This window comes from Pseudomonas sp. GL_093 (assembly GCF_057837605.1).
The window spans coordinates 5,491,515-5,511,882 of record NZ_CM174448.1; the positions used below are offsets into that span (position 1 = coordinate 5,491,515).

General features: G+C 58.8%; 23 protein-coding genes. 15 read left to right on the plus strand and 8 right to left on the minus strand.

Annotated features, from left to right (window positions below; translation table 11 throughout):
* The first annotated feature begins 211 nt into the window (after positions 1 to 211).
* Entirely contained in the window at positions 212 to 1,201 is a 990-nt protein-coding gene (locus AC3IUE_RS25305) for a hypothetical protein (protein ID WP_489264112.1), read from the plus strand.
* Between the two features lie 14 nt (positions 1,202 to 1,215).
* Here the strand turns inward: AC3IUE_RS25305 and AC3IUE_RS25310 are convergent, their stop codons facing one another.
* The 3 genes from AC3IUE_RS25310 to AC3IUE_RS25320 all read right to left on the minus strand — a co-directional run bounded on the left by AC3IUE_RS25310 (position 1,216) and on the right by AC3IUE_RS25320 (position 3,209).
* Positions 1,216 to 1,920, minus strand: coding sequence for a DUF6933 domain-containing protein (locus AC3IUE_RS25310; protein ID WP_056741437.1), 705 nt, complete (start codon positions 1,918 to 1,920; stop codon positions 1,216 to 1,218).
* A gap of 33 nt (positions 1,921 to 1,953) precedes the next feature.
* Entirely contained in the window at positions 1,954 to 2,322 is a 369-nt protein-coding gene (locus tag AC3IUE_RS25315; RefSeq protein ID WP_489264113.1) for a hypothetical protein, read from the minus strand.
* A 71-nt stretch (positions 2,323 to 2,393) separates the two neighbouring features.
* Positions 2,394 to 3,209, minus strand: coding sequence for a sulfite exporter TauE/SafE family protein (locus AC3IUE_RS25320; RefSeq protein WP_489264114.1), 816 nt, complete (start codon positions 3,207 to 3,209; stop codon positions 2,394 to 2,396).
* Between the two features lie 110 nt (positions 3,210 to 3,319).
* Here AC3IUE_RS25320 and AC3IUE_RS25325 point away from each other — a divergent pair, with 110 nt between their 5' ends.
* The 3 genes from AC3IUE_RS25325 (at position 3,320) to AC3IUE_RS25335 (ending at position 4,770) form a co-directional block, all read left to right on the plus strand.
* Positions 3,320 to 4,087 (plus strand): AraC family transcriptional regulator, encoded by a 768-nt coding sequence (locus AC3IUE_RS25325; protein WP_489264115.1) that lies wholly within the window; start codon positions 3,320 to 3,322, stop codon positions 4,085 to 4,087.
* 93 nt (positions 4,088 to 4,180) lie between these two features.
* The gene (locus tag AC3IUE_RS25330) at positions 4,181 to 4,498 is read left to right on the plus strand and encodes a helix-turn-helix domain-containing protein (protein WP_489264116.1); all 318 of its coding nucleotides are present in this window, start codon (positions 4,181 to 4,183) and stop codon (positions 4,496 to 4,498) included.
* A gap of 11 nt (positions 4,499 to 4,509) precedes the next feature.
* Positions 4,510 to 4,770, plus strand: a complete 261-nt coding sequence (locus tag AC3IUE_RS25335) for an XRE family transcriptional regulator (protein WP_489264117.1) — start codon at positions 4,510 to 4,512, stop codon at positions 4,768 to 4,770.
* A 51-nt stretch (positions 4,771 to 4,821) separates the two neighbouring features.
* On the opposite strand, the gene AC3IUE_RS25340 is transcribed toward AC3IUE_RS25335, so the two are convergent.
* Entirely contained in the window at positions 4,822 to 5,880 is a 1,059-nt protein-coding gene (locus tag AC3IUE_RS25340) for an MBL fold metallo-hydrolase (RefSeq protein ID WP_489264118.1), read from the minus strand.
* A gap of 213 nt (positions 5,881 to 6,093) precedes the next feature.
* On the opposite strand from AC3IUE_RS25340, the gene AC3IUE_RS25345 reads away from it, so the two are divergent.
* Both AC3IUE_RS25345 and AC3IUE_RS25350 read left to right on the plus strand, forming a co-directional pair.
* Positions 6,094 to 6,705: a TetR/AcrR family transcriptional regulator gene (locus AC3IUE_RS25345; RefSeq protein ID WP_489264119.1), complete on the plus strand. Its 612-nt coding sequence runs from the start codon at positions 6,094 to 6,096 to the stop codon at positions 6,703 to 6,705.
* A 124-nt stretch (positions 6,706 to 6,829) separates the two neighbouring features.
* Positions 6,830 to 7,369 (plus strand): DUF1003 domain-containing protein, encoded by a 540-nt coding sequence (locus AC3IUE_RS25350; RefSeq protein WP_150657192.1) that lies wholly within the window; start codon positions 6,830 to 6,832, stop codon positions 7,367 to 7,369.
* Positions 7,370 to 7,376: 7 nt separating this feature from the next.
* On the opposite strand, the gene AC3IUE_RS25355 is transcribed toward AC3IUE_RS25350, so the two are convergent.
* The gene (locus AC3IUE_RS25355; RefSeq protein WP_489264120.1) at positions 7,377 to 8,318 is read right to left on the minus strand and encodes a LysR family transcriptional regulator; all 942 of its coding nucleotides are present in this window, start codon (positions 8,316 to 8,318) and stop codon (positions 7,377 to 7,379) included.
* A gap of 15 nt (positions 8,319 to 8,333) precedes the next feature.
* Between AC3IUE_RS25355 and AC3IUE_RS25360 the strand changes: the two genes are divergently transcribed.
* On the plus strand, positions 8,334 to 9,041 hold the full coding sequence (locus tag AC3IUE_RS25360; protein WP_489264121.1) for a CTP synthase C-terminal region-related (seleno)protein: 708 nt from the start codon (positions 8,334 to 8,336) through the stop codon (positions 9,039 to 9,041).
* The gene (locus tag AC3IUE_RS25365) at positions 9,038 to 9,361 is read left to right on the plus strand and encodes an antibiotic biosynthesis monooxygenase family protein (RefSeq protein WP_095130946.1); all 324 of its coding nucleotides are present in this window, start codon (positions 9,038 to 9,040) and stop codon (positions 9,359 to 9,361) included. The genes AC3IUE_RS25360 and AC3IUE_RS25365 overlap by 4 nt, the downstream gene beginning before the upstream one ends.
* Positions 9,362 to 9,487: 126 nt before the next feature.
* On the opposite strand, the gene AC3IUE_RS25370 is transcribed toward AC3IUE_RS25365, so the two are convergent.
* A complete protein-coding gene (locus tag AC3IUE_RS25370) occupies positions 9,488 to 9,814 on the minus strand; it encodes a DUF2025 family protein (protein WP_056741447.1) in 327 nt (108 codons plus the stop codon).
* Positions 9,815 to 10,048: 234 nt separating this feature from the next.
* Here AC3IUE_RS25370 and AC3IUE_RS25375 point away from each other — a divergent pair, with 234 nt between their 5' ends.
* From AC3IUE_RS25375 to AC3IUE_RS25385, 3 genes are all read left to right on the plus strand, one after another.
* Entirely contained in the window at positions 10,049 to 11,176 is a 1,128-nt protein-coding gene (locus AC3IUE_RS25375) for a glycerophosphodiester phosphodiesterase (RefSeq protein ID WP_489264122.1), read from the plus strand.
* 109 nt (positions 11,177 to 11,285) lie between these two features.
* A complete protein-coding gene (locus tag AC3IUE_RS25380; protein WP_056741449.1) occupies positions 11,286 to 11,591 on the plus strand; it encodes a PepSY domain-containing protein in 306 nt (101 codons plus the stop codon).
* A gap of 134 nt (positions 11,592 to 11,725) precedes the next feature.
* Positions 11,726 to 12,904, plus strand: a complete 1,179-nt coding sequence (locus AC3IUE_RS25385; protein WP_489264123.1) for a GAF domain-containing sensor histidine kinase — start codon at positions 11,726 to 11,728, stop codon at positions 12,902 to 12,904.
* Here AC3IUE_RS25385 and AC3IUE_RS25390 read toward each other — a convergent pair.
* The gene (locus tag AC3IUE_RS25390) at positions 12,901 to 13,338 is read right to left on the minus strand and encodes a hypothetical protein (protein ID WP_056741451.1); all 438 of its coding nucleotides are present in this window, start codon (positions 13,336 to 13,338) and stop codon (positions 12,901 to 12,903) included. The genes AC3IUE_RS25385 and AC3IUE_RS25390 overlap by 4 nt on opposite strands.
* Before the next feature lie 111 nt (positions 13,339 to 13,449).
* Positions 13,450 to 15,072 (minus strand): methyl-accepting chemotaxis protein, encoded by a 1,623-nt coding sequence (locus AC3IUE_RS25395; protein ID WP_489264124.1) that lies wholly within the window; start codon positions 15,070 to 15,072, stop codon positions 13,450 to 13,452.
* A 429-nt stretch (positions 15,073 to 15,501) separates the two neighbouring features.
* On the opposite strand from AC3IUE_RS25395, the gene AC3IUE_RS25400 reads away from it, so the two are divergent.
* The 4 genes from AC3IUE_RS25400 (at position 15,502) to AC3IUE_RS25415 (ending at position 20,253) form a co-directional block, all read left to right on the plus strand.
* Positions 15,502 to 16,524, plus strand: coding sequence for a transporter (locus tag AC3IUE_RS25400; protein WP_008145929.1), 1,023 nt, complete (start codon positions 15,502 to 15,504; stop codon positions 16,522 to 16,524).
* Positions 16,525 to 16,762: 238 nt separating this feature from the next.
* Complete coding sequence (locus tag AC3IUE_RS25405) at positions 16,763 to 18,376, plus strand: inorganic phosphate transporter (RefSeq protein ID WP_489264125.1); 1,614 nt, start codon at positions 16,763 to 16,765, stop codon at positions 18,374 to 18,376.
* A gap of 291 nt (positions 18,377 to 18,667) precedes the next feature.
* The gene (locus AC3IUE_RS25410) at positions 18,668 to 19,534 is read left to right on the plus strand and encodes a 2OG-Fe(II) oxygenase family protein (protein ID WP_056741453.1); all 867 of its coding nucleotides are present in this window, start codon (positions 18,668 to 18,670) and stop codon (positions 19,532 to 19,534) included.
* Positions 19,531 to 20,253, plus strand: a complete 723-nt coding sequence (locus AC3IUE_RS25415; RefSeq protein WP_046049529.1) for a TylF/MycF/NovP-related O-methyltransferase — start codon at positions 19,531 to 19,533, stop codon at positions 20,251 to 20,253. Before AC3IUE_RS25410 ends, AC3IUE_RS25415 begins: the two co-directional genes overlap by 4 nt.
* The last annotated feature ends 115 nt before the right edge of the window (positions 20,254 to 20,368 follow it).

Consider the following 20,368-nt stretch of genomic DNA (forward strand, 5'->3'; position numbering starts at 1 on the left):
GCTGCTGCTCTATCGCAGTCGATACGGTCTGTAGGACCTAAAACCAGACGTAGGAAACAGATCACAGCCACAGGAAACTAATCCTACAACGGTAACCACATTGCTATCACTGGTAAAGCCGCACAACAAAGTCGGCCGAATTGGCAAAAAAGCTGTGCAGAACGAGGTCCTAGCGACTATAAAAACGATCCCAAAAAGAGCTAAAACACTCATGAAATTCGACCTCGCCTACTGCCTCAGCCTCGACGACAAGCTGTCGATCTATGACGTGCGTGATCTGAATTTCGACGAAACCATGGACTTCGATTCCGCCAAGGAGCACTTCCAGTGCCCCAACGATGCCTGTCGTTTGGCCTTCGATGCGGCGAATGTGCTGACGACGTTCAACGCCAAAAACGTGAATTACGTTCGCACCCCGCACTTCAAGAACACACCCAGCACCCGCCATGTTGCGGATTGTCCTTATGTCAGTCTTAAGGCGTCGGCCTCATGTGTGGACGCGGACGGTGCGGAAACGGATGACAGTCGCGAGGAGCATTTCCCGTCGGAGCTGTTGCTGACGCGACGCGAATATGTGCGTAAGCCGTCGAGCCCGGCGGTGGCGGCTGACGTGATGCGGGACGATCCGAAACCCTCTTCAGCGGTCAGTGATGTCGAACACCCGACCCGCGAATCAGCACCGGACAAGACCAGTGTCTTCGCCCACCCGGTGGAGTGTTTTGTGTCGAACTTCGAGGACAAGGAGTTGCTCAAGCGCATGCCGCTGAAGATTGGTGAGCACACGGCGCCTTATGGGTCGTTCTTCAAGAAGATCGAGTATTTGCAGGACAACAAGGGACTGATTTACTGGGGCAAGATCAAGGAGATCAAGGATTACACGCAGAGCTTTCGCATCGACTTCGAACAAAAGGTCTGGTTCAAGCAAGCGGACGAGGCGAAGAAGAAGCCTTATTCAGTCAACGTTTACCTGAGCAAAAAGCTGATCGACAACTACCGCAAGCGCAAAGCGTTTCTGGAAGAGATCAAGCACGCCAGTGAGAGCGGGAAAGAGTTGTATTGCTTCTTTTATGGTGTGACGCCGGAGTTGAAGCAGGTGCCGAGCAAGAAAAACCCCGAGCAGACGTTCGGGGTGTTCAGCGCGAATATTGAGAACCTGGATCACTTTATTGTTCGGGAAGCGCCGGGGTTGGCGGATAAGTAACTTGCTTCATAGCATTATTGCGGTGGCTGGCCCTGCTTCGCGTAGGCCGCTTCCAGCTCTCGTATTTCTCGTTTGACTTCATCACGTCGATTGCGTGCGGCCTGGATGCCAGGCTCGTCGAGTCCACAGTACTGACGCATCCAGTGAGCCATCATCTCCTCATCCGGCACTAAATAGCCTTTGACGTTTTTGCTGCCTCTAATGAAGTGGTTCATCTTCGCGTCAACGCGACCAGCCATGATCTCGTCAGGCGGCAAACAACCCCACTCTGCGGCGTAATCCTCAAAGATCCAGGCGATTTCGCCTATATGGCCTTGCGCACTGCGATGACCGCGTTTGTAGAGCCTGTATTGGCGGCAGCTTTCATTGAATCTTTCAAGCATGGAGTCATGACCAACCCATTGCAGGACATCATGGTGCAGTGCATCACGCATCAGTCCGTTCATCCAACGATCAGAAAACCGCTGAATGAAACCTTTAACGTCGGCCTTCTTCGCATCCGCAAAAATCATGCAGTAGCGGGTTTGCATGTGAATGACGAACAGCACGTGTTTGCGTTGCACGGTGATGGCATGGACCAGCCACTGTTCGGTGAGCTCACCTTGTTCATCGTCCTCGATAACGGGCGATGGCGGTTTCTCCACCGGGGTCATTTTCTTACCCTTGTGGACGCGGCTGAAAAGGTTGCTGGCTGCTTCGGTGCAGTTGAAGATCAACATGCATTGTCCTTTTATGACATCTGTATACGACTGTCAGTCCTGTCTCACGATCTCTTCGACCCACTCAAGCTCATAGGGCTGGCGAACGACATCCGAGATGTAGTCCAGCGCATCTTCACTGAGCACTGATAACTCTGCGTCGGTCAGCAAGTCGTGCATGACAAACAACCTTAAAGCGGTGAGCGCACTGGAACGGGATTGGCTGTTGTGGTCAAAGGCCCGGGCCATGTCCTTGTTTCGATCATGGATCAGGCCATAAAGCATTCCATAGCGAGCATGCGCAGAAAGTGCACCATGTTGTGCAATAGACTTGGCATCGGCGAGAACACCTTGGCAGAAACGATCGAGCGCGATCTTGCGCAGTTCCTTGAATTTCTTCCAGTCGCTTTCGAGGATCGACATGACGTTCTCCTGCGTGAAATCTTGATCAATGCAAAGACTTATTCTTGCGAAAAAACCTGCTGATTCCAACCCTACTTGACCCACATACCAAGCATCACCAAAACCAGCAAACCGATGTACACCCGCGCATGGGTTCGATCCGGTATCCGCCCGATCCACGGCGTAGCCAGCCGAATCCCCACCAGCGACCCCACCGTCAACACCGCAAACGCCAGCAGATCCACATAACCGACAAACCACAGCCCAAGATCAAACTCGGTGAAACCAGCCATGGCCATGTAAGTCAGCGTCCCGGCCAGCGCCACGGGCAAACTGAGCGGATTGGCCATCGACGTCGCCTGGGACATGCTCAACCCACAACGCCGCAACAACGGCACGGTCATGACGCTGCCGCCTACGCCGAGAAACGTGGCGATGGTGCCGATTCCTACGCCGCCGCCAGAGACTTCTGCCCTTCCCAATCGCCGTGGGATGGCGGTGTCGGACGCTGTAAGAAAGCCGCGTCGCAACAGGCAATCCGCGATGGTCACGCCCAGGTACGCGATGAAGGCATAGCGAATCACCTCGCCACTCACCCACATCGCGGCCACTGCGCCGATGATCGCGCCCACGCCGATAAACCCACCCAGCGGCCACAGGTAATGACGAATGAGATTACCGGCGCGTCGGTGTTTTCCGGTGGCGATCGTTGCGTTGACGATCATCACGCAGGTCGAGGTTGCCACAGCAATGTGCATCGCCGATTGGCTGACGGGATCGTCTGTGCCGTGGCTGGTCATGAGCATGCGGTACAGCAATGGCACGACGACGAAGCCACCGCCGAAACCGAACAGCACCGCGGTGATGCCGGTCATGCAGCCGAAGAGTGCCAGCAGGAGATAGAACATCGGTGTCGTCCGTTAGTTGAGAGCGGTCGACGATAGAGCGATGTGTCTTGGCCTGCTTCAGCAAGTCAGCCAATAATGTTCGCGTTTACGCCAATCGCTGAGGCTGCTCGATGCGCAATGTTTCGATTGATCTGCTGGACCACACGCCACGGCCGGTGGTGGCCATCGGTACGGATTATTCCCACGGCCATTTGTTGCCTCGTCATACGCATCGGCGGGCGCAATTGTTGTACGGCGCCACCGGGGTGATGCAGGTCAGCACGCACGACGGCAATTGGGTGGTGCCGCCTCAGCGGGCGGTGTGGATTCCGGCAGGAGTGGTGCACGAGGTGCTGATGCTGGGGGTGAGCACCCGCAGTGTGTATATCGAGCCGGGCGCGGTGGATCTGGGGGATCGCTGCCAGGTGATCAGCGTTTCGCCGTTGATGCGGCACTTGCTGATGGAGGCGGTGGAGATCCCGCTGGCGTATGACGAGCGCGGGCGCGACGGCACGCTGATCGGCTTGCTGCTGCATGAACTGGCGCGCAGCACTCACCTGCCGTTGCACATTCCGCTGCCCGTCGATGCACGGCTACTCGCGTTGTGCCAGGACTTTGTGCAGCGGCCCGACGCTCACCAGTCGCCACAGCAATGGGCCGATCAGTTGCACATCAGCCTGCGTACTTTCAATCGCCTGTTCCGCCAACAGACGGGTCTGAGTTTCAGCCAATGGCGGCAGCGGGCCTGCGTGGTGCTGGCTCTGGCGCGGCTGGTGGAGGGCGAACCGGTGACGCGCATTGCCCTGGATTTTTGCTATGACAGCCCGGCGGCGTTCTCCACGATGTTCCGCCGCGTACTGGGACAGGCGCCAACGACCTGGCTGGACGGGACGAGATAGAACCGATCAAAAAATGAGGTTGATCCGCGCTCAAAACAACTGTACAAAAACACAGTATTTTTTGAATCAGCACTCTTGAGCCCGGAGAACACCATGGCCTCTCTTGCGATGAAAATCACCCTGGAACGTATCGCCCTTTTCCAATTCACCCCCGCGCATAGCGTTCAGGCCCGAGCGATGCTGGGTTGGAATGTGGAGGAACTGTCTCGGGAATCCGGGGTTTCGGTTGACGCTATTCAGCGATTTGAGGATGAACGCGATGTGCTGGATGTTACGCGGCTGGCGCTGGCTTATCGGTTTGAATCGGAGGGGTTGGTGTTCTTCCCGGGGTTTGCGCCGGGTCGAGGGATGAATGTGAAAGGGTCTACGCCTGATCCGGTTGGGCGGGCGGATTATGCGATGGTTGAGTGAGGTGTCGGCGAATGAGTGAAGTCAATGGAAGCGACAGCTGTGTTTATGAGGCGCTGGGATATCCCGATGCGGGTGAGATGCGGGCCAAATCTGAGTACGTTATGAAGATTGGCATATTTCTCGAAACCGGTCGGCTGAGTAAGACTGAGGCGGCACAAAAGCTCGGACTGTCTCAGGAGGAGCTGAATGAAATGCTCCGCGGAAAATTTCGCGATTTGACCGCGGCAAAGATCTCGGAATATCTAAACCTGCTACAGGATGAACGCAGCTAGTTTAGATGTGAAACTCGGGCCGCTCCCGCGGGTCGGCCCGGCAGCACGTTATCAAGCGTTCTGAGGTTCCACCTGATCGCCAACGCTTTCCATCTCCGACCACCAGGCTCCACCCCGCTGCGGATACATCACATTGAACGCCTGCCCCATTTGCGGCGTGGTAATCGAAACATTCCGCTCCCAGGCCAACGCCAGAATCCGGTCGAAGGGCTCGAACCAGGCGTGCATCGACAAATCGAAGGTGCCGTTGTGAATCGGCAATAACCACCGGCCTTTAAGGTCGATGTGCGCTTGCAGGGTTTGCTCCGGCTGCATGTGCACATGCGGCCACTCGACGTTGTAGGCACCGGTTTCCATGAGCGTCAGGTCGAATGGGCCGTACTGTTCGCCGATGCGTTTGAAGCCATCGAAATAACCGCTGTCGCCGCTGAAGAAGATTCGCGTGTCACCGTCGATCATCACCCACGAGGCCCACAGCGTGCTGTTGCCATCGAACAGACCGCGGCCGGAAAAGTGTTGCGAAGGCGTGGCGATGAACTGAATACCGTCGACCTCAGTACCTTGCCACCAGTCCAGTTGACGGACCTTGCCGGCGTCGATGCCCCATTTGATCAGGGTGTCGCCCACGCCCAGCGGCGTCAGAAAGTACTTGGCCTTGTCCGCCAGTTTGAGCACCGCTTGATAATCGAGGTGGTCGTAGTGATCGTGGGACAGGATCACCGCTTCAATCGGCGGCAACTCTTCAAGGCTGATCGGCGGCTGGTGAAAGCGTTTGGGGCCGGCCCATTGCACGGGTGAGGCGCGCTCGGCGAAGACCGGGTCGGTGATCCAGAATTTGTCCCGCAGTTTCAGCAGTACGGTGGAATGGCCAAGGCGGTAAACGCTGTGGTTGGGGGCGGCGATCAACGCTGCCTGAGTCAGGGTTTGCACCGGGACAGGCGCCGTCGGGCGGGTGTTACGCGGTTTGTGGAAGATCATGTTCCACATGATGCGCACCATTTTGCGAAAGCCTTCACGTTGCACGGGCGCATGGTTTCGAAAGTGCCCTTCTGCCTGACGGGATGCTTCAGGCGTGGAGGCGTTGTCCGCAGGGGAAGTTGAAGTGGCCATGACTGAATGACTCCAGGAAAAACACATGATTCGCGGTTTTCCGCTTGGGACGATAAATGGCCAAGGCACGCACGCATCAGCCGGAGATCTATTGTTCACTGCGCAGGATTAACAAAACATTACACTGCACAGTGTAGTTTCTAGGTTGCATCAAACCCGATCACAAGTAAACTGCCAAGTGTAATTCTCACTTTTTCCTGCCGAAGCGTACTTATGACAGCTCCACAGCGCCTCACCGACCGAAAACGCGAAGCCATCATTCAGGCGGCGATTGCCGAATTCCGTGCCAACGGTTTCGACATCACCAGCATGGACAAGATCGCTGCCACCGCCGGCGTGTCGAAGCGCACGGTGTACAACCACTTCCCCAGCAAGGAAGAGTTGTTCGCCGAAATCCTCAATCAATTGTGGGCGCGGGTGACGGCAGAACAGGAAACGCCCTACCGCCCTGATCTGCCGCTGCGCGACCAGATGCGCCTGATGCTGATGGCGAAAATGCAGATGCTGGGCGATGACAATTTTCTCGACCTGGCGCGGGTGGCCATCGCCGCCACCATCCATTCCCCCGAGCGCGCGCAGAACATGGTCGCCCGAATGGGTGAGCGCGAAGAAGGCCTGACCGTGTGGATCCGCGCCGCCCAGGCCGATGGCCGTTTGAAGCCGGTCGACCCCGAATTCGCTGCACAACAGATTCAGGGAATGCTCAAATCCTTTGCGTTCTGGCCACAGATTTCCATGGGCCTGCCCGGCCTGTCAGCTGAAATGCAGACCACTGTTGTGGAGTCGGCACTGGACATGTTTCTGGCCTGCTATCAGCTGCAATAAATGACAATGTCCGCCGCTTTAGCGGTGATCAATAGCGCGGAATAAAACTCCGTAATGTGTTTCAGAATGAAACTGGCGCTGGGGCTATAGTGAGCCTCAGTCCCAGCACCATGCAGAGAGCACCATGACCACCACGACTTCCGACACTCAACCCGCCCTCCCCGTCGACCATCTGCGCTTTCATCGTGCCCATGCACACTTGGCGCCTACCTTTGGCAACGACAAGTTTGCGCTGCGCGCCGAGGCCTTCGCGCGGTTCTTCGGCACGCCGACCTTTCTCGGTGCGCAGACGCTGATCGTGGTGATATGGGTTTGCCTCAATCTGTTTGGCGTGGCGCACTTCGATCTCTACCCGTTCATCCTGCTCAACCTGGCGTTCAGCCTGCAATCGGCGTATGCCGCGCCGTTGATTCTGCTGGCCCAGACCCGTCAGGCGGCGCGGGATAAAGCCCAGTCCGACGCCGACGCCCTGCACCGCGAAACCCTCGCCGTCGCCAACAGTGAACGTCAGGCGCAAGCGGCGCAGAACACCGCGCAACTGCTGGAGTTGCTCGAACAAAACACCCGGCTTACGGAAATGACCAAGGCCCTCACCGAACGCATCGAAAGCCTGACCTCGGAAATGCATCAGCACTTCGTGCGCAAGGATCAGCCGAAAGTTTAGCGCTCGGTCAAGGCAATCGAAGCGTCCGCCCCAACTCATCGAACAACGTCACCACCGAGCGCAAGGCGCGGCAGTCCGGGCGGGTCAGCAACCAGAGCGCCGTGTCGTAACCGTGTAACGGCTCGCTCAACGGTTGCAGCCCTTCACCGATGAGGAAGTCCGGCAATGCCGCGACACCGAGCCCGGCCCGCACCAGCTCAGTCACCGACAACATGCTGTTGCAGCGATAACCCGGCGTGACGCCGGGCAACTGCTGACGGCGCCACACGACGGTGGGGTGATCGGGAAGGAAGTCGTCCGGGGCAATCCAGGTCAGCGAAGCCAAGTCTTCGGAATCGACCGATTTCAGATACGCCTCGCTGGCACAGACTCGATAGGACACCTCAGCCAATCGCCGGCCGACCAAGTGCTCGGGCGGTGTGCGGGTCAGACGCAAGGCGATATCGGCATCCCGGCGGCTGAGGTTGGCGAAGTCGTTGGACGTACTCAGCTCGATGGTCAGCGCCGGGTAGCCGGGCATGAATTTCGCCAACGCCGGCAACAGCAAACCTTGTAGGACCGAATCGGTGCAGGTCAGGCGCACGGTGCCGCTGATGACTTCACCGCCCTGCTCCACGCCAATGCGCGCCGCCTCCAGCGCCTGTTCGGCCCGTTCAGCTTGCTCGGCCAGGGTCTGCGCCAAGGTGGTGGGCAAGTAGCCGGCGCGGCTCTTTTCGAACAGTTGCTGGCCCAGCGCGGCTTCCAGTCGGCGCACGGCGCGAAATACGGTCGAGACGTCGACCTTCAATAGCGTCGACGCCCGGGCCAGAGAGCCGCCGCGCACCAACGCGAGGATCAGGGACAGGTCGGGGTAGTCCAGTCGATAGTGCGTCGGTGCATTGATCAATTGGGATAACGCCAATATTGAGTGCGTGAACGCCAATCTATAGTGGGTGCCAGGAATCAACAAGCGTGGAGCGCACTCATGGAAACCCGCCCAATCCGCATCGCCTTGATCGGTGATTACGACCCGCAAGTCACCGCTCACCAAGCCATCCCCATCGCCCTCGGCATGGCCGCCGAACAGGCAGGCACAGACGTGCAGTTCCAGTGGCTGGCCACCGACCGTATCAGCGCCGATGCGCCATTGACTGGCTTCGACGGCTTCTGGTGCGTGCCCGCCAGTCCTTACCGCGATATGGACGGTGCGTTGCGGGCGATTCGTTTTGCCCGTGAACAGCAACGGCCGTTCCTTGGCACCTGCGGCGGCTTTCAACACGCCGTACTCGAATACGCCCGACATGTTCTGGGCTGGGACGATGCCGAACATGGCGAGACATCGCCCGATGCGGCGCGAGCGCTGCTCACGCCACTGACCTGTTCGCTGGTGGAGGCCGTCGACAGCATTCATCTGGTGGAAGGCTCGTTGATCGCCCAGGCGTACGAAAGCGCTGAGATTGTCGAAGGCTATCACTGCCGCTACGGCATTAATCCCGCGTTCGAACGTGAGTTGTTGAGCCAACAGCTGTGCGCCGTTGGACACGATTCAACCGGCGACTTGCGGGCAGTGGAACTCAAAGGTCATCCGTTCTTCGTCGCAACGCTGTTCCAACCTGAACGCGCAGCGCTCAAAGGCAAGCTGCCGCCGCTGGTCCGTGCGTTGATCGCAGCCTGCAAGAGGCAGAAGTCATGATCGCCAAGACTCCGCCAGCGCCTTACTACGCGGTGATTTTTACCTCCCTGCGCACCGACGGTGATCACGGTTACGAGCAGGCCGCCACGCGCATGGTCGAACTGGCCCGTGAGCAACCCGGTTTCCTGGGTGTGGAATCGGCTCGGGGTGAAGACGGGCTCGGGATTACGGTGTCCTACTGGGCCAGCGAAGCGGCAATCCTGGCGTGGAAACATCATCCCGAGCACAGTGAGATTCGCGAGCGCGGGCGGTCGACCTGGTATTCGTCTTGCCATACGCGGGTGTGCAAGGTTGAGCGGGCGTATGCGTTTAAACAGTGAGTGGTTGTGGTGTTCTTAGGGCCGCCATCGCGAGCAAGCTCGCTCCCACATGGGTCTTGTGATCGACACATAACCCATGTGGGAGCGAGCTTGCTCGCGATAGGGCCTGCACAGTCACCGCAAAACTCAGCCCTGCACCAAACTGCGAACCGCCGAAATCTCCGGCACTTCCCGCCGATTCATGTACACCCGCAACGGCTCGGTGATGTTGATCCGGTCATCGATGTTCTGATCCAGCAACAACTGAATCAACTCACGCTTGAGCGTCATGGCCTGCGCGGAACCTGGGGCCCAGACGAATTCGCTGGTGGGAATAATGCCGTCGTCAGCCACGTCCATGCCGAAGGAGTCTTCGCTGAAACGAACGATGTACTGGCCGGTCTTGCGATTGAGGCCGACGAAGCCTTTGAGTTGGTCGGCGGCCTGGCAGATGAGCTCGGAAGTGATGCGCATGATAAACCTCACAGAAGGTCGCAAAGGACCGGTGATCGATGGTTTACACGCAGGGCAAGCGAATGGGCGTTCCCTCTGCCGGGGTAACTGCCGGGGCCAAGAGTACTGCAAAGAAGCGCACAAAAGCGCTGAAAAAATCTGCTTTAAACACGTTTATGTCGGTCTGGCGATAGCGCAAGCGGCGCTCAGTTGTTAAAAGATACGTCTTTGAAAATCTGCGAAAGGACCTCGACCATGCCCGTTCCCTTTACCAAGAGCGCCCTGCTTCTGAGTCTGATGCTGGGTCTCGGCCACGCACAGGCCGCCAGCGAACCAAGCCCCACCGCATTGGCAACCCGCACGGGCATCCCGCATCCGGCCGTGATCGCTCACCGTGGCGCGTCCTTCGATGCACCGGAATCCACTGCCGCGGCCTACAAACTGGCCCGCGATCTGGGTGCCGACTACCTGGAACTGGACGTGCAACGCAGCAAGGATGGCGTGCTGTTCGCCCTGCATGACAACAACCTGCAACGCACCACCGACGTCGCCAGCAAATTCCCTGAACGCAAGGACCGCCCGGCCAACGAGTTCACTATCGCCGAGCTGAAAACCCTGGATGCCGGGAGCTGGTTCAACACCGCCTACCCGGATCGCGCGCGTCCTGCGTACGCTGGTCTGAAAGTTCTGACCCTCGATGAAATCATCGACATTGCCCAAGGCAATCCGCTGCACAAGCCCGGTCTGTACATCGAAACCAAAGAACCGAAGCAATTTCCCGGGATCGAGCGCGACCTCAAGGAAAAACTCCAGGACCGCGGCTGGTTGAGCCCGGCCGGTTCGAAACTGGCGAAGAGCGATCTGGCGGTTGGCCAGGGCAAAGGTAAAGTCGTGCTGCAAACCTTCGAGAAGAGCAGCCTCGAACTGCTCGAGAAGGAAATGCCGAAAGTGCCGAAAATCCTCCTGCTGTGGGTCGGTGAAGGCAGCATCGAGCCGAAATCCAAGGTGACTTTTGCCGAGTCCGGCGACAAGGACAAGGCCACTTACTACGCCAAACAACAACCGAAAGATAAAGCCGAATTCCAGCAATGGGTCGAGTACGCCAAAGCCCAGGGCGCGATCGGCACTGGCCCTTCTGCCGCGCTGACCAAGGGTGGCGATCAGAGCTACTCGGACCTGGTGCAACCGTGGATGAACCAGTACACCCACGATCAGGGCTTGTTGGTGCACGTGTACACCATCGACGATGCCGTGGATTACCAGAAAGTCATGGACGCCGGCGTCGACGGCATCTTCACCAACCGCGCCAGCGAACTGCTCAAGTTCTACAAACGCCCGGCGGCGGCCAGTGTTGCGCAATTGCTGCAGAACAACGGTTACTGATGAACGTGGGAACGGTCTTCATTCAGTCGCGTTCGGAGAATTAAGGGTGGATTAAGTTGCGCCGGATAACCTGATCCCACTTAAAAAGCTCATCCAAGGAAAGAACCTCATGAAAACCCTGACTGCCCTGTTCACTGCTGCTGCCCTGACCCTCACCGCGGGCCTGGCCCAGGCTGATGTCCGCGTCGACCAGATCCCTGAGCTGGTCAAAAGCGGCAAGATCAAGCCATTGGAAGAAATGAATCAGGCTGCTCTGAAGTTGCATCCGGGTGCGACCATCACTGACACGGATCTGGATAATCACTTCAACGGCTACGAGTACGAAGTCGAACTGAAAACCGCTGACGGCAAAGAATTTGACGTGGATTTCGATGCCGCCACCGGCAAAGTTCTGAGCAACAAACAAGACACCTGATGCACAAACACCAAGCCGCACGATCTTCGGATCGTGCGGCTTTTTTGCACGTCAAATTCAGACAATGAAGTCGCGCCAACGCCGCGCCAGCCCGCTAGAATCCCACCACACCGTTCATACAGGGATAGATTGAAATGGGGCAAGCAGCGGCAGCAGACATCGCCACGATCGGTCGGATCAGTGCGGTGCCGGCGATTCTTCAAGTGATCCATGAACTGACGGGCCTGCGCTTCGTCGCCGTGGCCCGGGTCACCGAAGAATCGTGGACGGCGTGTGCGGTGCTCGATCAGCTGAATTTCGGTTTGCAGGTCGGCGGTGAGCTGGATCTTGTCACGACCCTGTGCCACGAAATTCGTCGGTCGCATCATTCGGTGGTCATCGACAAAGCCAGTGAAGACCCGCTTTACCGCGATCACCACACCCCTCGCCTCTATCAGTTCGAAAGCTACATATCCGTGCCGGTTTTCCGCACCGACGGACGCTTTTTCGGCACCCTCTGCGCCCTTGATCCCAACCCTGCGCCCCTCAAATCCAGCACGATCCAGAGCACCATGGAATCCTTCGCCCGGATGCTGGCGCTGCAGATCGAGGCCGAAGAAAACCTGCAAAAGACCGAAGCAGCGCTGAAGCAGGAACGGGAAACCGCCGAACTGCGCGAACAATTCATTGCCGTGCTCGGGCATGATCTGCGCAACCCTTTGTTCGCCATCAGCGCCGGCGCCGAAATGTTCCTGCGCAAACTACCCGATCCGGCGAATCAGCAACGGGCCCGGCACATCCTCACCAGTGCCCGTCGTGCGACCAAACTGGTCGATGACGTTCTGGATTTCGCTCGCGGCTCTTTGGGCCGTGGCATTCCCGTGAACATTGAACCGTGCCCGGATCTTGAGGATGCGTTGCGGCATGTGATTTCAGAGGTTCAGAGCGTCCATCCCGGCCGCACCATTGAATCGTCCATCGGTGACCTGCACAGCATTCATTGTGATCGCGAGCGGGTCGCGCAATTGCTCTCCAATCTGGTGGCGAACGCGGTTGCTCATGGCGATCCCGACGGCCCGATCGATATCAGCGCGCAGATCAATGAAGGACAGTTCGTGCTGAGCGTGAACAATCAGGGGCTGATTGCCGAGGATGAGCTGCCCCATCTGTTCCGACCCTACTCGCGATCGGCCAGCGGAACACCGCAGACCGGCCTCGGGTTAGGGTTGTACATTGCCAGTCAAATTGCGCAGTCCCATGGCGGAAAACTGGACGTGGTCTCGACCGAGCAACAGGGCACGACGTTCACCTTCAGTCTTCCAGCACTGAGTTAAGCAGTCGTACTGACCAAGGAACCGGAAGTACTGCCCCCCTCATCCTGCAACGCCTGCAACAACGCCGCCGTCGCGGTCTGCAACGAACCCGAAGTCGTCGCAATCTGCGACTGAGCCGCCGCGACGTCTGCCGCTTTGGCTTCGGCGCTTTCCTGCCTGGCTTGGGCCGCTTGCAGTTGCTGCTGTTGTTCCTGCAATTGCTTTTGCAGCTCGGCGATCTGCTTGCGCAGCTCTTTCACCGTATCGGATTCTTCGCTGCTGCTGGAGCTGCTGCCGCTCGCCGCGGGGGCGCCGCCGGCGGATACCTTGGTGGTGTCACTGGACGCCTCGGCGGTTGCCGTGACTGAGGTGTCTTCGGTGCTCTCACTGACGGCAGTCTTGTTCGAAGCAGTCGTGGCCGTCGGGGTGATCGAAACGGAAGTGATGCTGACCATGGCGGTTTTCCATTGGGATTTGGGATTACCGTGGTCATCGACATCGACACTGCGGACTTGAGATCGACTGTGTACCGACTCGGTAAGCAAACCGGTACACAGCCATTCCCGTTACGCGCTTAAGCGCGCCGTCACTTCATTCAACTGCCCCGACAACCCGTGCAGGTTGTGGCTGGCCGCTTCCGTGCGCTGCACGTTGTCCAGATTGGTGCTGGCGATGCGGGTGATCTCGGTGAGGTTGCGCGAGATGTCTTCGGCCACCGACGTCTGCTCTTCCGCGGCGGTAGCGATCTGGCGGTTCATGTCGCGGATGGCTTCCACGGCAAGGGTGATGCGCTCCAGCATGGCGCCGGCCTGAGTCACTTGTTCGACACTTTCCTCACTGCGCGACTGACCGCTTTCAATTGCCTGAGCGGCGTCTACCGCACCGGTTTGCACCGTTTGAATGATCTGGTTGATCTCGATGATCGACGCCGCCGTGCGCTGGGCCAGGCTGCGGACTTCATCGGCCACCACCGCAAAACCGCGCCCGGCTTCACCGGCACGGGCCGCTTCGATGGCGGCGTTGAGCGCCAGCAGATTGGTCTGCTCGGCGATGCCGCGAATCACTTCCAGCACCTTGCCGATGCGCCCGCTGTCGGTTTCCAGACGACGGATGACCGTGGCGGTATTGGCGATTTCGCCGCGCATTTGGGTGATGGTGTGAATGGTGCCCTGCATGACCTTTTCACCCTGCTGGGCGGACTGGTCGGCATCGTCGGCGGCACGTGCCGCATCGGCTGCGTGACGCGCGACTTCTTGCGCGGTAGCGGACATTTCGTTCATCGCCGTGGCCACCTGATCGGTGCGGTTGAACTGCTCGTTAGTGCCGCTGGCCATCAGGGTGGCGATGGAATTCAGCTCACCGCTGGCGCTGTCCAGATCCTTGGCGCTGCGCTGCAAACGGTTAAAGGTTTCGGCAAGAAAATCGCGCAGGGTATTGGCGGCCATCGCCAGTTTGCCCAGCTCGTCCTGACGGGTGCTGGCCACGCGTTCGGCGAAACGACCCTGGCTGAGTTGCGCCACGTACTCGATCAGTTTACGAATCGGTTCGACCAGGTTGCGGTTGACCAGCCACAGGCTCAACAACCCGATCAACAGTCCCGAGGCGAGCATCACAATGATCCCCAGCAACACAGTGCGATCGGCGTCGGCGCTGATCAGCTTCGATTGCGCGGCACCCTGCTTGCGCAATTCGCTGACCAACTCGCTCATCTGATCGCTGGTCGCGCGGTCCACACCTTTGACCGCCGTGTCGCCAGCCGTTGGGTCGGCGCCTGCCGCCACGTAGGCGTCACGGCCCTTCTGATAAGCCGCGCCCAACAGACGATGTTCGTCCCGCAGGCGTTCGATGCGGGTTTTCAGCTGCGGCTCGATTCCCTTCTGCCCGGCCAGTTCACCAAGGATGCCCTGCACGTCGCGCTGGCGGTCTTCGAATTGCTTCCAGTATTTGTCCAGGTCCGCAGGCTGCTTGCCGCGTAGCAGGACGTTTTTCCACTCCTGTACCTGCACCTTGAATTGCAGGTTGGCTTCATCGATCAGTTGCGAGGTGTGCAGCGGGCCTTCGATCAGATTCGCGTAGTTCTGAACACCGCTGGACAGAAAGTGAAAGCAGGCCAGGGCGATCAGCAACATGGCCAACAGGCTGCCGCTCAACAAGGCAAGGATTTGTGCTCTCAGGGATTTTTGCAGCATCGAGTGATACTCATGACAGGGATGAGGCACGCCGCAACAAGGCGTGAAAGGTGTCCGGACATCCCTGTCTGCGACCTTGGTTCGTGGCCAAAGCCGTGCAAGTTAACGTCAGCGTAATCGGCGTCCCAGAGCGGTTCTTGAATGAATTCCGACCATCGGTACGGCCACTATTTTGCCGCTATCCAACTGTCACAAAACCGTCAAAAATCCTTGCGATGATGCGGCTCAAGTGAACCTGCAAAACCCGCCGTAACGCGATCTGTAGCAGCTGGCGAAGCCTGCGTTCGGCTGCGAAGCAGTCGTAAAACCTGAGCACGCGGTCTACCTGACGCAACGCATTGCCTGATTTCACGACTGCTGCGCAGCCGAACGCAGGCTTCGCCAGCTGCTACACAAAGCGACCGACCGCACCTCCCTCAGTGAGACCTCATGAACCACAGCATCGACCAAAGCCATCGCGACACGGACCTGTTCGGTCTGCTGTACGGTTTCAGTTTTCGCCCCGGTGAGCGCGGCCGCGAGCTCGATTCGGCCAAGGCCTTGCAGTGCCTGCAACAACCCGGCGACAACGACGAATTTCTCTGGCTGCACCTGAACCTGGCCCACGCCGCATGCGAGCGCTGGATGAAAAGCCATCTGGAATTGCCCGACGAATTTTTCGAAGCGCTGCATGAGGGCTCTCGTTCGACGCGTATCGAGCATGTGGATTCGGCGTTGCTAGCGGTGGTCAACGACGTGGTGTTCAACCTCAGCAGCATGGTTTCTTCAGATGTTTCGACGCTGTGGGTCTGCGCCCGCAGTCGTCTGATCGTCAGCGCACGCCTGCAACCGCTGCACTCGGTGGACAAGCTGCGCTCGTCGGTGAAGGCCGGTGAGTGCTTTCGCTCGCCGCTGGAATTGCTGGTGCATCTGCTGCGCGACCAGGGCGAAGTGCTGACCCAGATCGTGCGCAAGACCAGCCTCAGTGTCGATCAGATCGAAGATGAGTTGCTGTCCTCGCGGCTGTCGACCAACCGGGCTGAGCTGGGTGCCAACCGACGAGTGCTGGTGCGCCTGCAACGCTTGTTGGCGCTGGAACCGGGCTCGTTGCTGCGTCTGCTCAATCGCCCGCCGCAGTGGTTGCAGAAGGAAGACGTCAAGGAGCTGCGTAAGTCCACCGAGGAGTTCGCGCTGATCATCAACGACCTCACGGCGCTGGGCGAACGGATCAAGCTGTTGCAGGAAGAAATCGCCGCCAACCTCAACGAACAGAGCAACCGCACGCTGTTCACCCTGACCGTGGTGACGGTGCTGGCCTTGCCGATCAACATCATCGCCGGTTTCTTCGGGATGAACGTCGGTGGGGTGCCGCTTTCCGGCGACCCGGAAGGGTTCTGGATTCTGGTGGCATTGGTCGCGACGTTTACCGTGATCGCCGGGCGTTGGGCGTTTCGCAAGCGCCAGGATTATTGAGCCTTTTCCGACGATCGTTCCCACGCTCTGCGTGGGAATGCCGCCCCGGACGCTCTGCGTCCAGCGTTGACGCGGAGCGTCAATGGATGCATTCCCACGCGGAGCATAGGAACGATCACGGTGGGGGATTCGGATTAACGGATTAGCAAAAACCCCAAACCCTGACCTAGGGCAGTCTCTCTGTAACATTCAGCAACGATCATGGGCGACATTCCTTCTCCCCTCAGGATTGTCCGTCATGGCTACTCCTTCCTTCACCGCCGCCCAGGCACCCGCCAGTAGCGCCATACCGCAACTCGATAAAAAGCCCGGCCTGCTGACCATCGTGATTTTCTTCGCTGTGCTGGGCAGCGGGCTGTTGTTCACCGCCTACAGCTTGATGCACGACATGAACGAACTCGGCACCGTGGTGACCACCTGGACGCCGTTTCTGCTGTTGGGCGTGGCGCTGCTGATTGCCCTCGGCTTTGAGTTCGTCAACGGTTTCCACGACACCGCCAACGCCGTGGCCACGGTGATTTACACCAACTCCTTGCCGCCGAATTTCGCGGTGGCCTGGTCCGGGTTCTTCAACTTCCTCGGGGTGCTGCTGTCCAGCGGCGCGGTGGCGTTCGGCATCATCGCCCTGCTGCCGGTGGAGCTGATTCTGCAAGTCGGTTCCTCCGCCGGTTTCGCCATGATCTTCGCCCTGTTGATCGCCGCGATATTGTGGAACCTCGGCACCTGGTGGCTGGGCTTGCCGGCGTCTTCGTCGCACACCCTGATCGGCTCGATCATCGGGGTTGGCGTGGCCAATGCCCTGATGCACGGCCGTGACGGCACCAGCGGCGTGGACTGGGCGCAGGCAACCAAAGTCGGCTATGCGCTGTTGCTGTCGCCGCTGATCGGCTTCGCGTTTGCCGCGCTGTTGCTGCTGGCCTTGCGTGCTTTCGTGAAGAATCGTGCACTGTACAAAGCACCGAAGGGTGATACGCCGCCACCGTGGTGGATTCGCGGCATGTTGATCCTGACCTGCACCGGCGTGTCGTTCGCCCACGGTTCCAACGATGGCCAGAAAGGCATGGGTCTGATCATGCTGATTCTGGTCGGCACGCTGCCGATGGCTTACGCGCTGAACCGCACCATGCCGGCGGACCAGGCGCTGCAGTTTGCCGCCGTGGCCGAAGTCACCCAGCAAGCGCTGGTCAAAAGTGCGCCGCTGCCAGCGCCGGCCGACCCGCGTCCGGTGCTGTCCGATTACGTGCGCAGCAAGGAAGCCTCACCACAACTGATCCCCGCCCTCGCCGCGTTGACCGGCAATATCGGGAACGAAGTGAAGGGCTACGGCTCGCTCTCGAAAGTCCCGGCTGAGGCCATGGGCAACGTGCGTAACGACATGTACCTGACCAGCGAAACCATTCGCCTGATGGACAAAAACAAGGTCGGCAACTTCGACGCCGACACCACCGGCAAACTGCAACTGTTCAAACAGCAGATCGACAACGCCACGCGGTTCATTCCGCTGTGGGTGAAAATCGCAGTGGCCATCGCCCTGGGGCTGGGCACCATGGTTGGCTGGAAACGCATCGTGGTGACGGTCGGCGAGAAGATCGGCAAGACCCACCTGACGTATGCGCAAGGCGCCTCGGCGGAAACCGTCGCGATGCTGACCATCGGCGCGGCGGACATGTTCGGCCTGCCGGTGTCGACCACGCACGTACTGTCATCGGGCGTGGCCGGGACCATGGTCGCCAACGGCGGCGGCTTGCAGATGAAGACCATCCGCAACCTGCTGATGGCCTGGGTGTTGACCTTGCCGGCGGCGATTCTGTTGTCGGGCAGTTTGTATTGGCTCTTCACCCAGTTGTTCTGATCAACACCAATCCCTGTAGCAGCTGGCGCAGCCTGCGTTCGGCTGCGCAGCAGTCGTAAATCCGGTGCACGCGGTTTGTCTGATGTACCGCGCGTTATGGTTTTACGACCGCTGCGCAGCCGAACGCAGGCTGCGCCAGCTGCTACAGGGATTTTTTCTGTTCGGGGGAACGTATTTCGTCGCAAATTCAGGGGATTGCGCTTTTATTGATGCACCATCCGCCGAGTAACACTTCAGTTTGCTAACGTGTGGCCGACTCATTAGAGACTCGATGCATTCAGGAGTGGAATCGTGAATCTGTACATCAATCAGCTTCAACAGAAAGCTGACTTCAAAGAAGCCATCTACGCCGGCGACATCTTCCTGAACACTCAGTTGCGTGCCGCCAAAGAGCTGTGTGCGTTTGCTCAGGAAAGCATCACCGCCGCCTTCGACGGCGAGACCAACCACCAGGCGCTGCACACGCTGATGCCGGTGGAAGAATTCGTGGTGCTGGTGACGCGTCTCAAGGGCCAGTTCACCAACAGCCAGCGCGCCAAGGACCTGATCCTGTCGTTTATCGACGAGATCGGTGTCGACCCGCACGAGTACATTTTCGACGTGCCGCGCATTCGTGTGGTGCCGAACTATGACTACCTGCACGCCGGTGTCAGCTATGCCTACAAACCGCATCGCGACACCTGGTACGGCAGCGTCGATTGCCAGATCAACACCTGGATGCCGGTGCACACCATCAGCCCCGACCAGACCATGATGATCAACGCCGGCTACTTCGACGTACCGGTGAAGAACACCTCCAGCGAATGGAGCCTCAACGACTGGATCAACAACCAGCGGCATAAAGCCAAGGACAACCTCAAAGAGGAAGTCCGCGTGCACCCGGTGCCGCTGGAGGCGATCAACACCGCATCCGAAATGCGCATCGCCGGCAACACCGGTGAGATGCTGATCTTCTCCGGCTCGCACCTGCACGGCACGGTCGCCAACCACACCGATCAAACCCGCTTCAGCGTGGACTTCCGCCTGATGCACCTCGACGACCTCAAGCACAAGCGCGGCGCGATCAACGTCGATAGCGCCTGCCCTGATGTCGGCGCCGGTTTCAAAGACTATTTCCACGCCCACGACTTTTCGAATTTCCAAGGAATCCAGCAATGACCAAGCGTCGCATCACGCCTGCCGAGGCCCAGTACAACGAAACCCGTGCCAACGTTCTGAAACGGGTCGATGCCGAGTACGTGGCCGACGCGCCGTTCGTCTTCGCCAACCGCATCGGCGTGACCGCTGCGCTGTCGCGCATGGAGCTGTTCAAAAAAGTCGCCGAAGTACCGGGCGCGATCATCGAGTGCGGCGTGTACAAGGGCAACTCGCTGATGCTTTACATGCACCTGTCGATGATTCTCGAACCGTACGCGATCAACCGTTCGATCGTTGGTTTCGACACGTTCGAAGGCTTCCAGAGCATCGACAAAAACGAAGACCCGGCCGACGTCAACGAGACCATGTTCTCCGACACCGACCAGTCCCTGATCCAGGACATGATCGACGCCAACGACCTGCTGCGTCCGGTCAATCGCATTCCGCGTTGCGAGCTGGTGAAAGGTGACATCGTCAAGACCGTGCCTGAGTGGGTCAAAACCCGTCCGGACCTGGTCGTGGCCATGCTGATCCTCGACACCGACCTGTACGAATCGACCAAAGTCGCGCTGGAAACCTTCCTGCCGTACATGCCAAAAGGCGCAATCGTGGTACTCGACGAAGTCGCTTACCGCAACTTCCCCGGCGAAACCAAAGCCCTGCGCGAAGTACTCGACCTGAACAAGATCGAGCTCAAGCGTTTGCCGTTTGATAGCTGCGTAGGTTATTTCCACGTCTAACGCATAACCCTGTGGGAGCGAGCCTGCTCGCGATAGCGGTCTGACAGTCAACGATGATGTTGAGTGTGGTGGCCTCATCGCGAGCAGGCTCGCTCCCACAGGGGAAGTGTGTTGT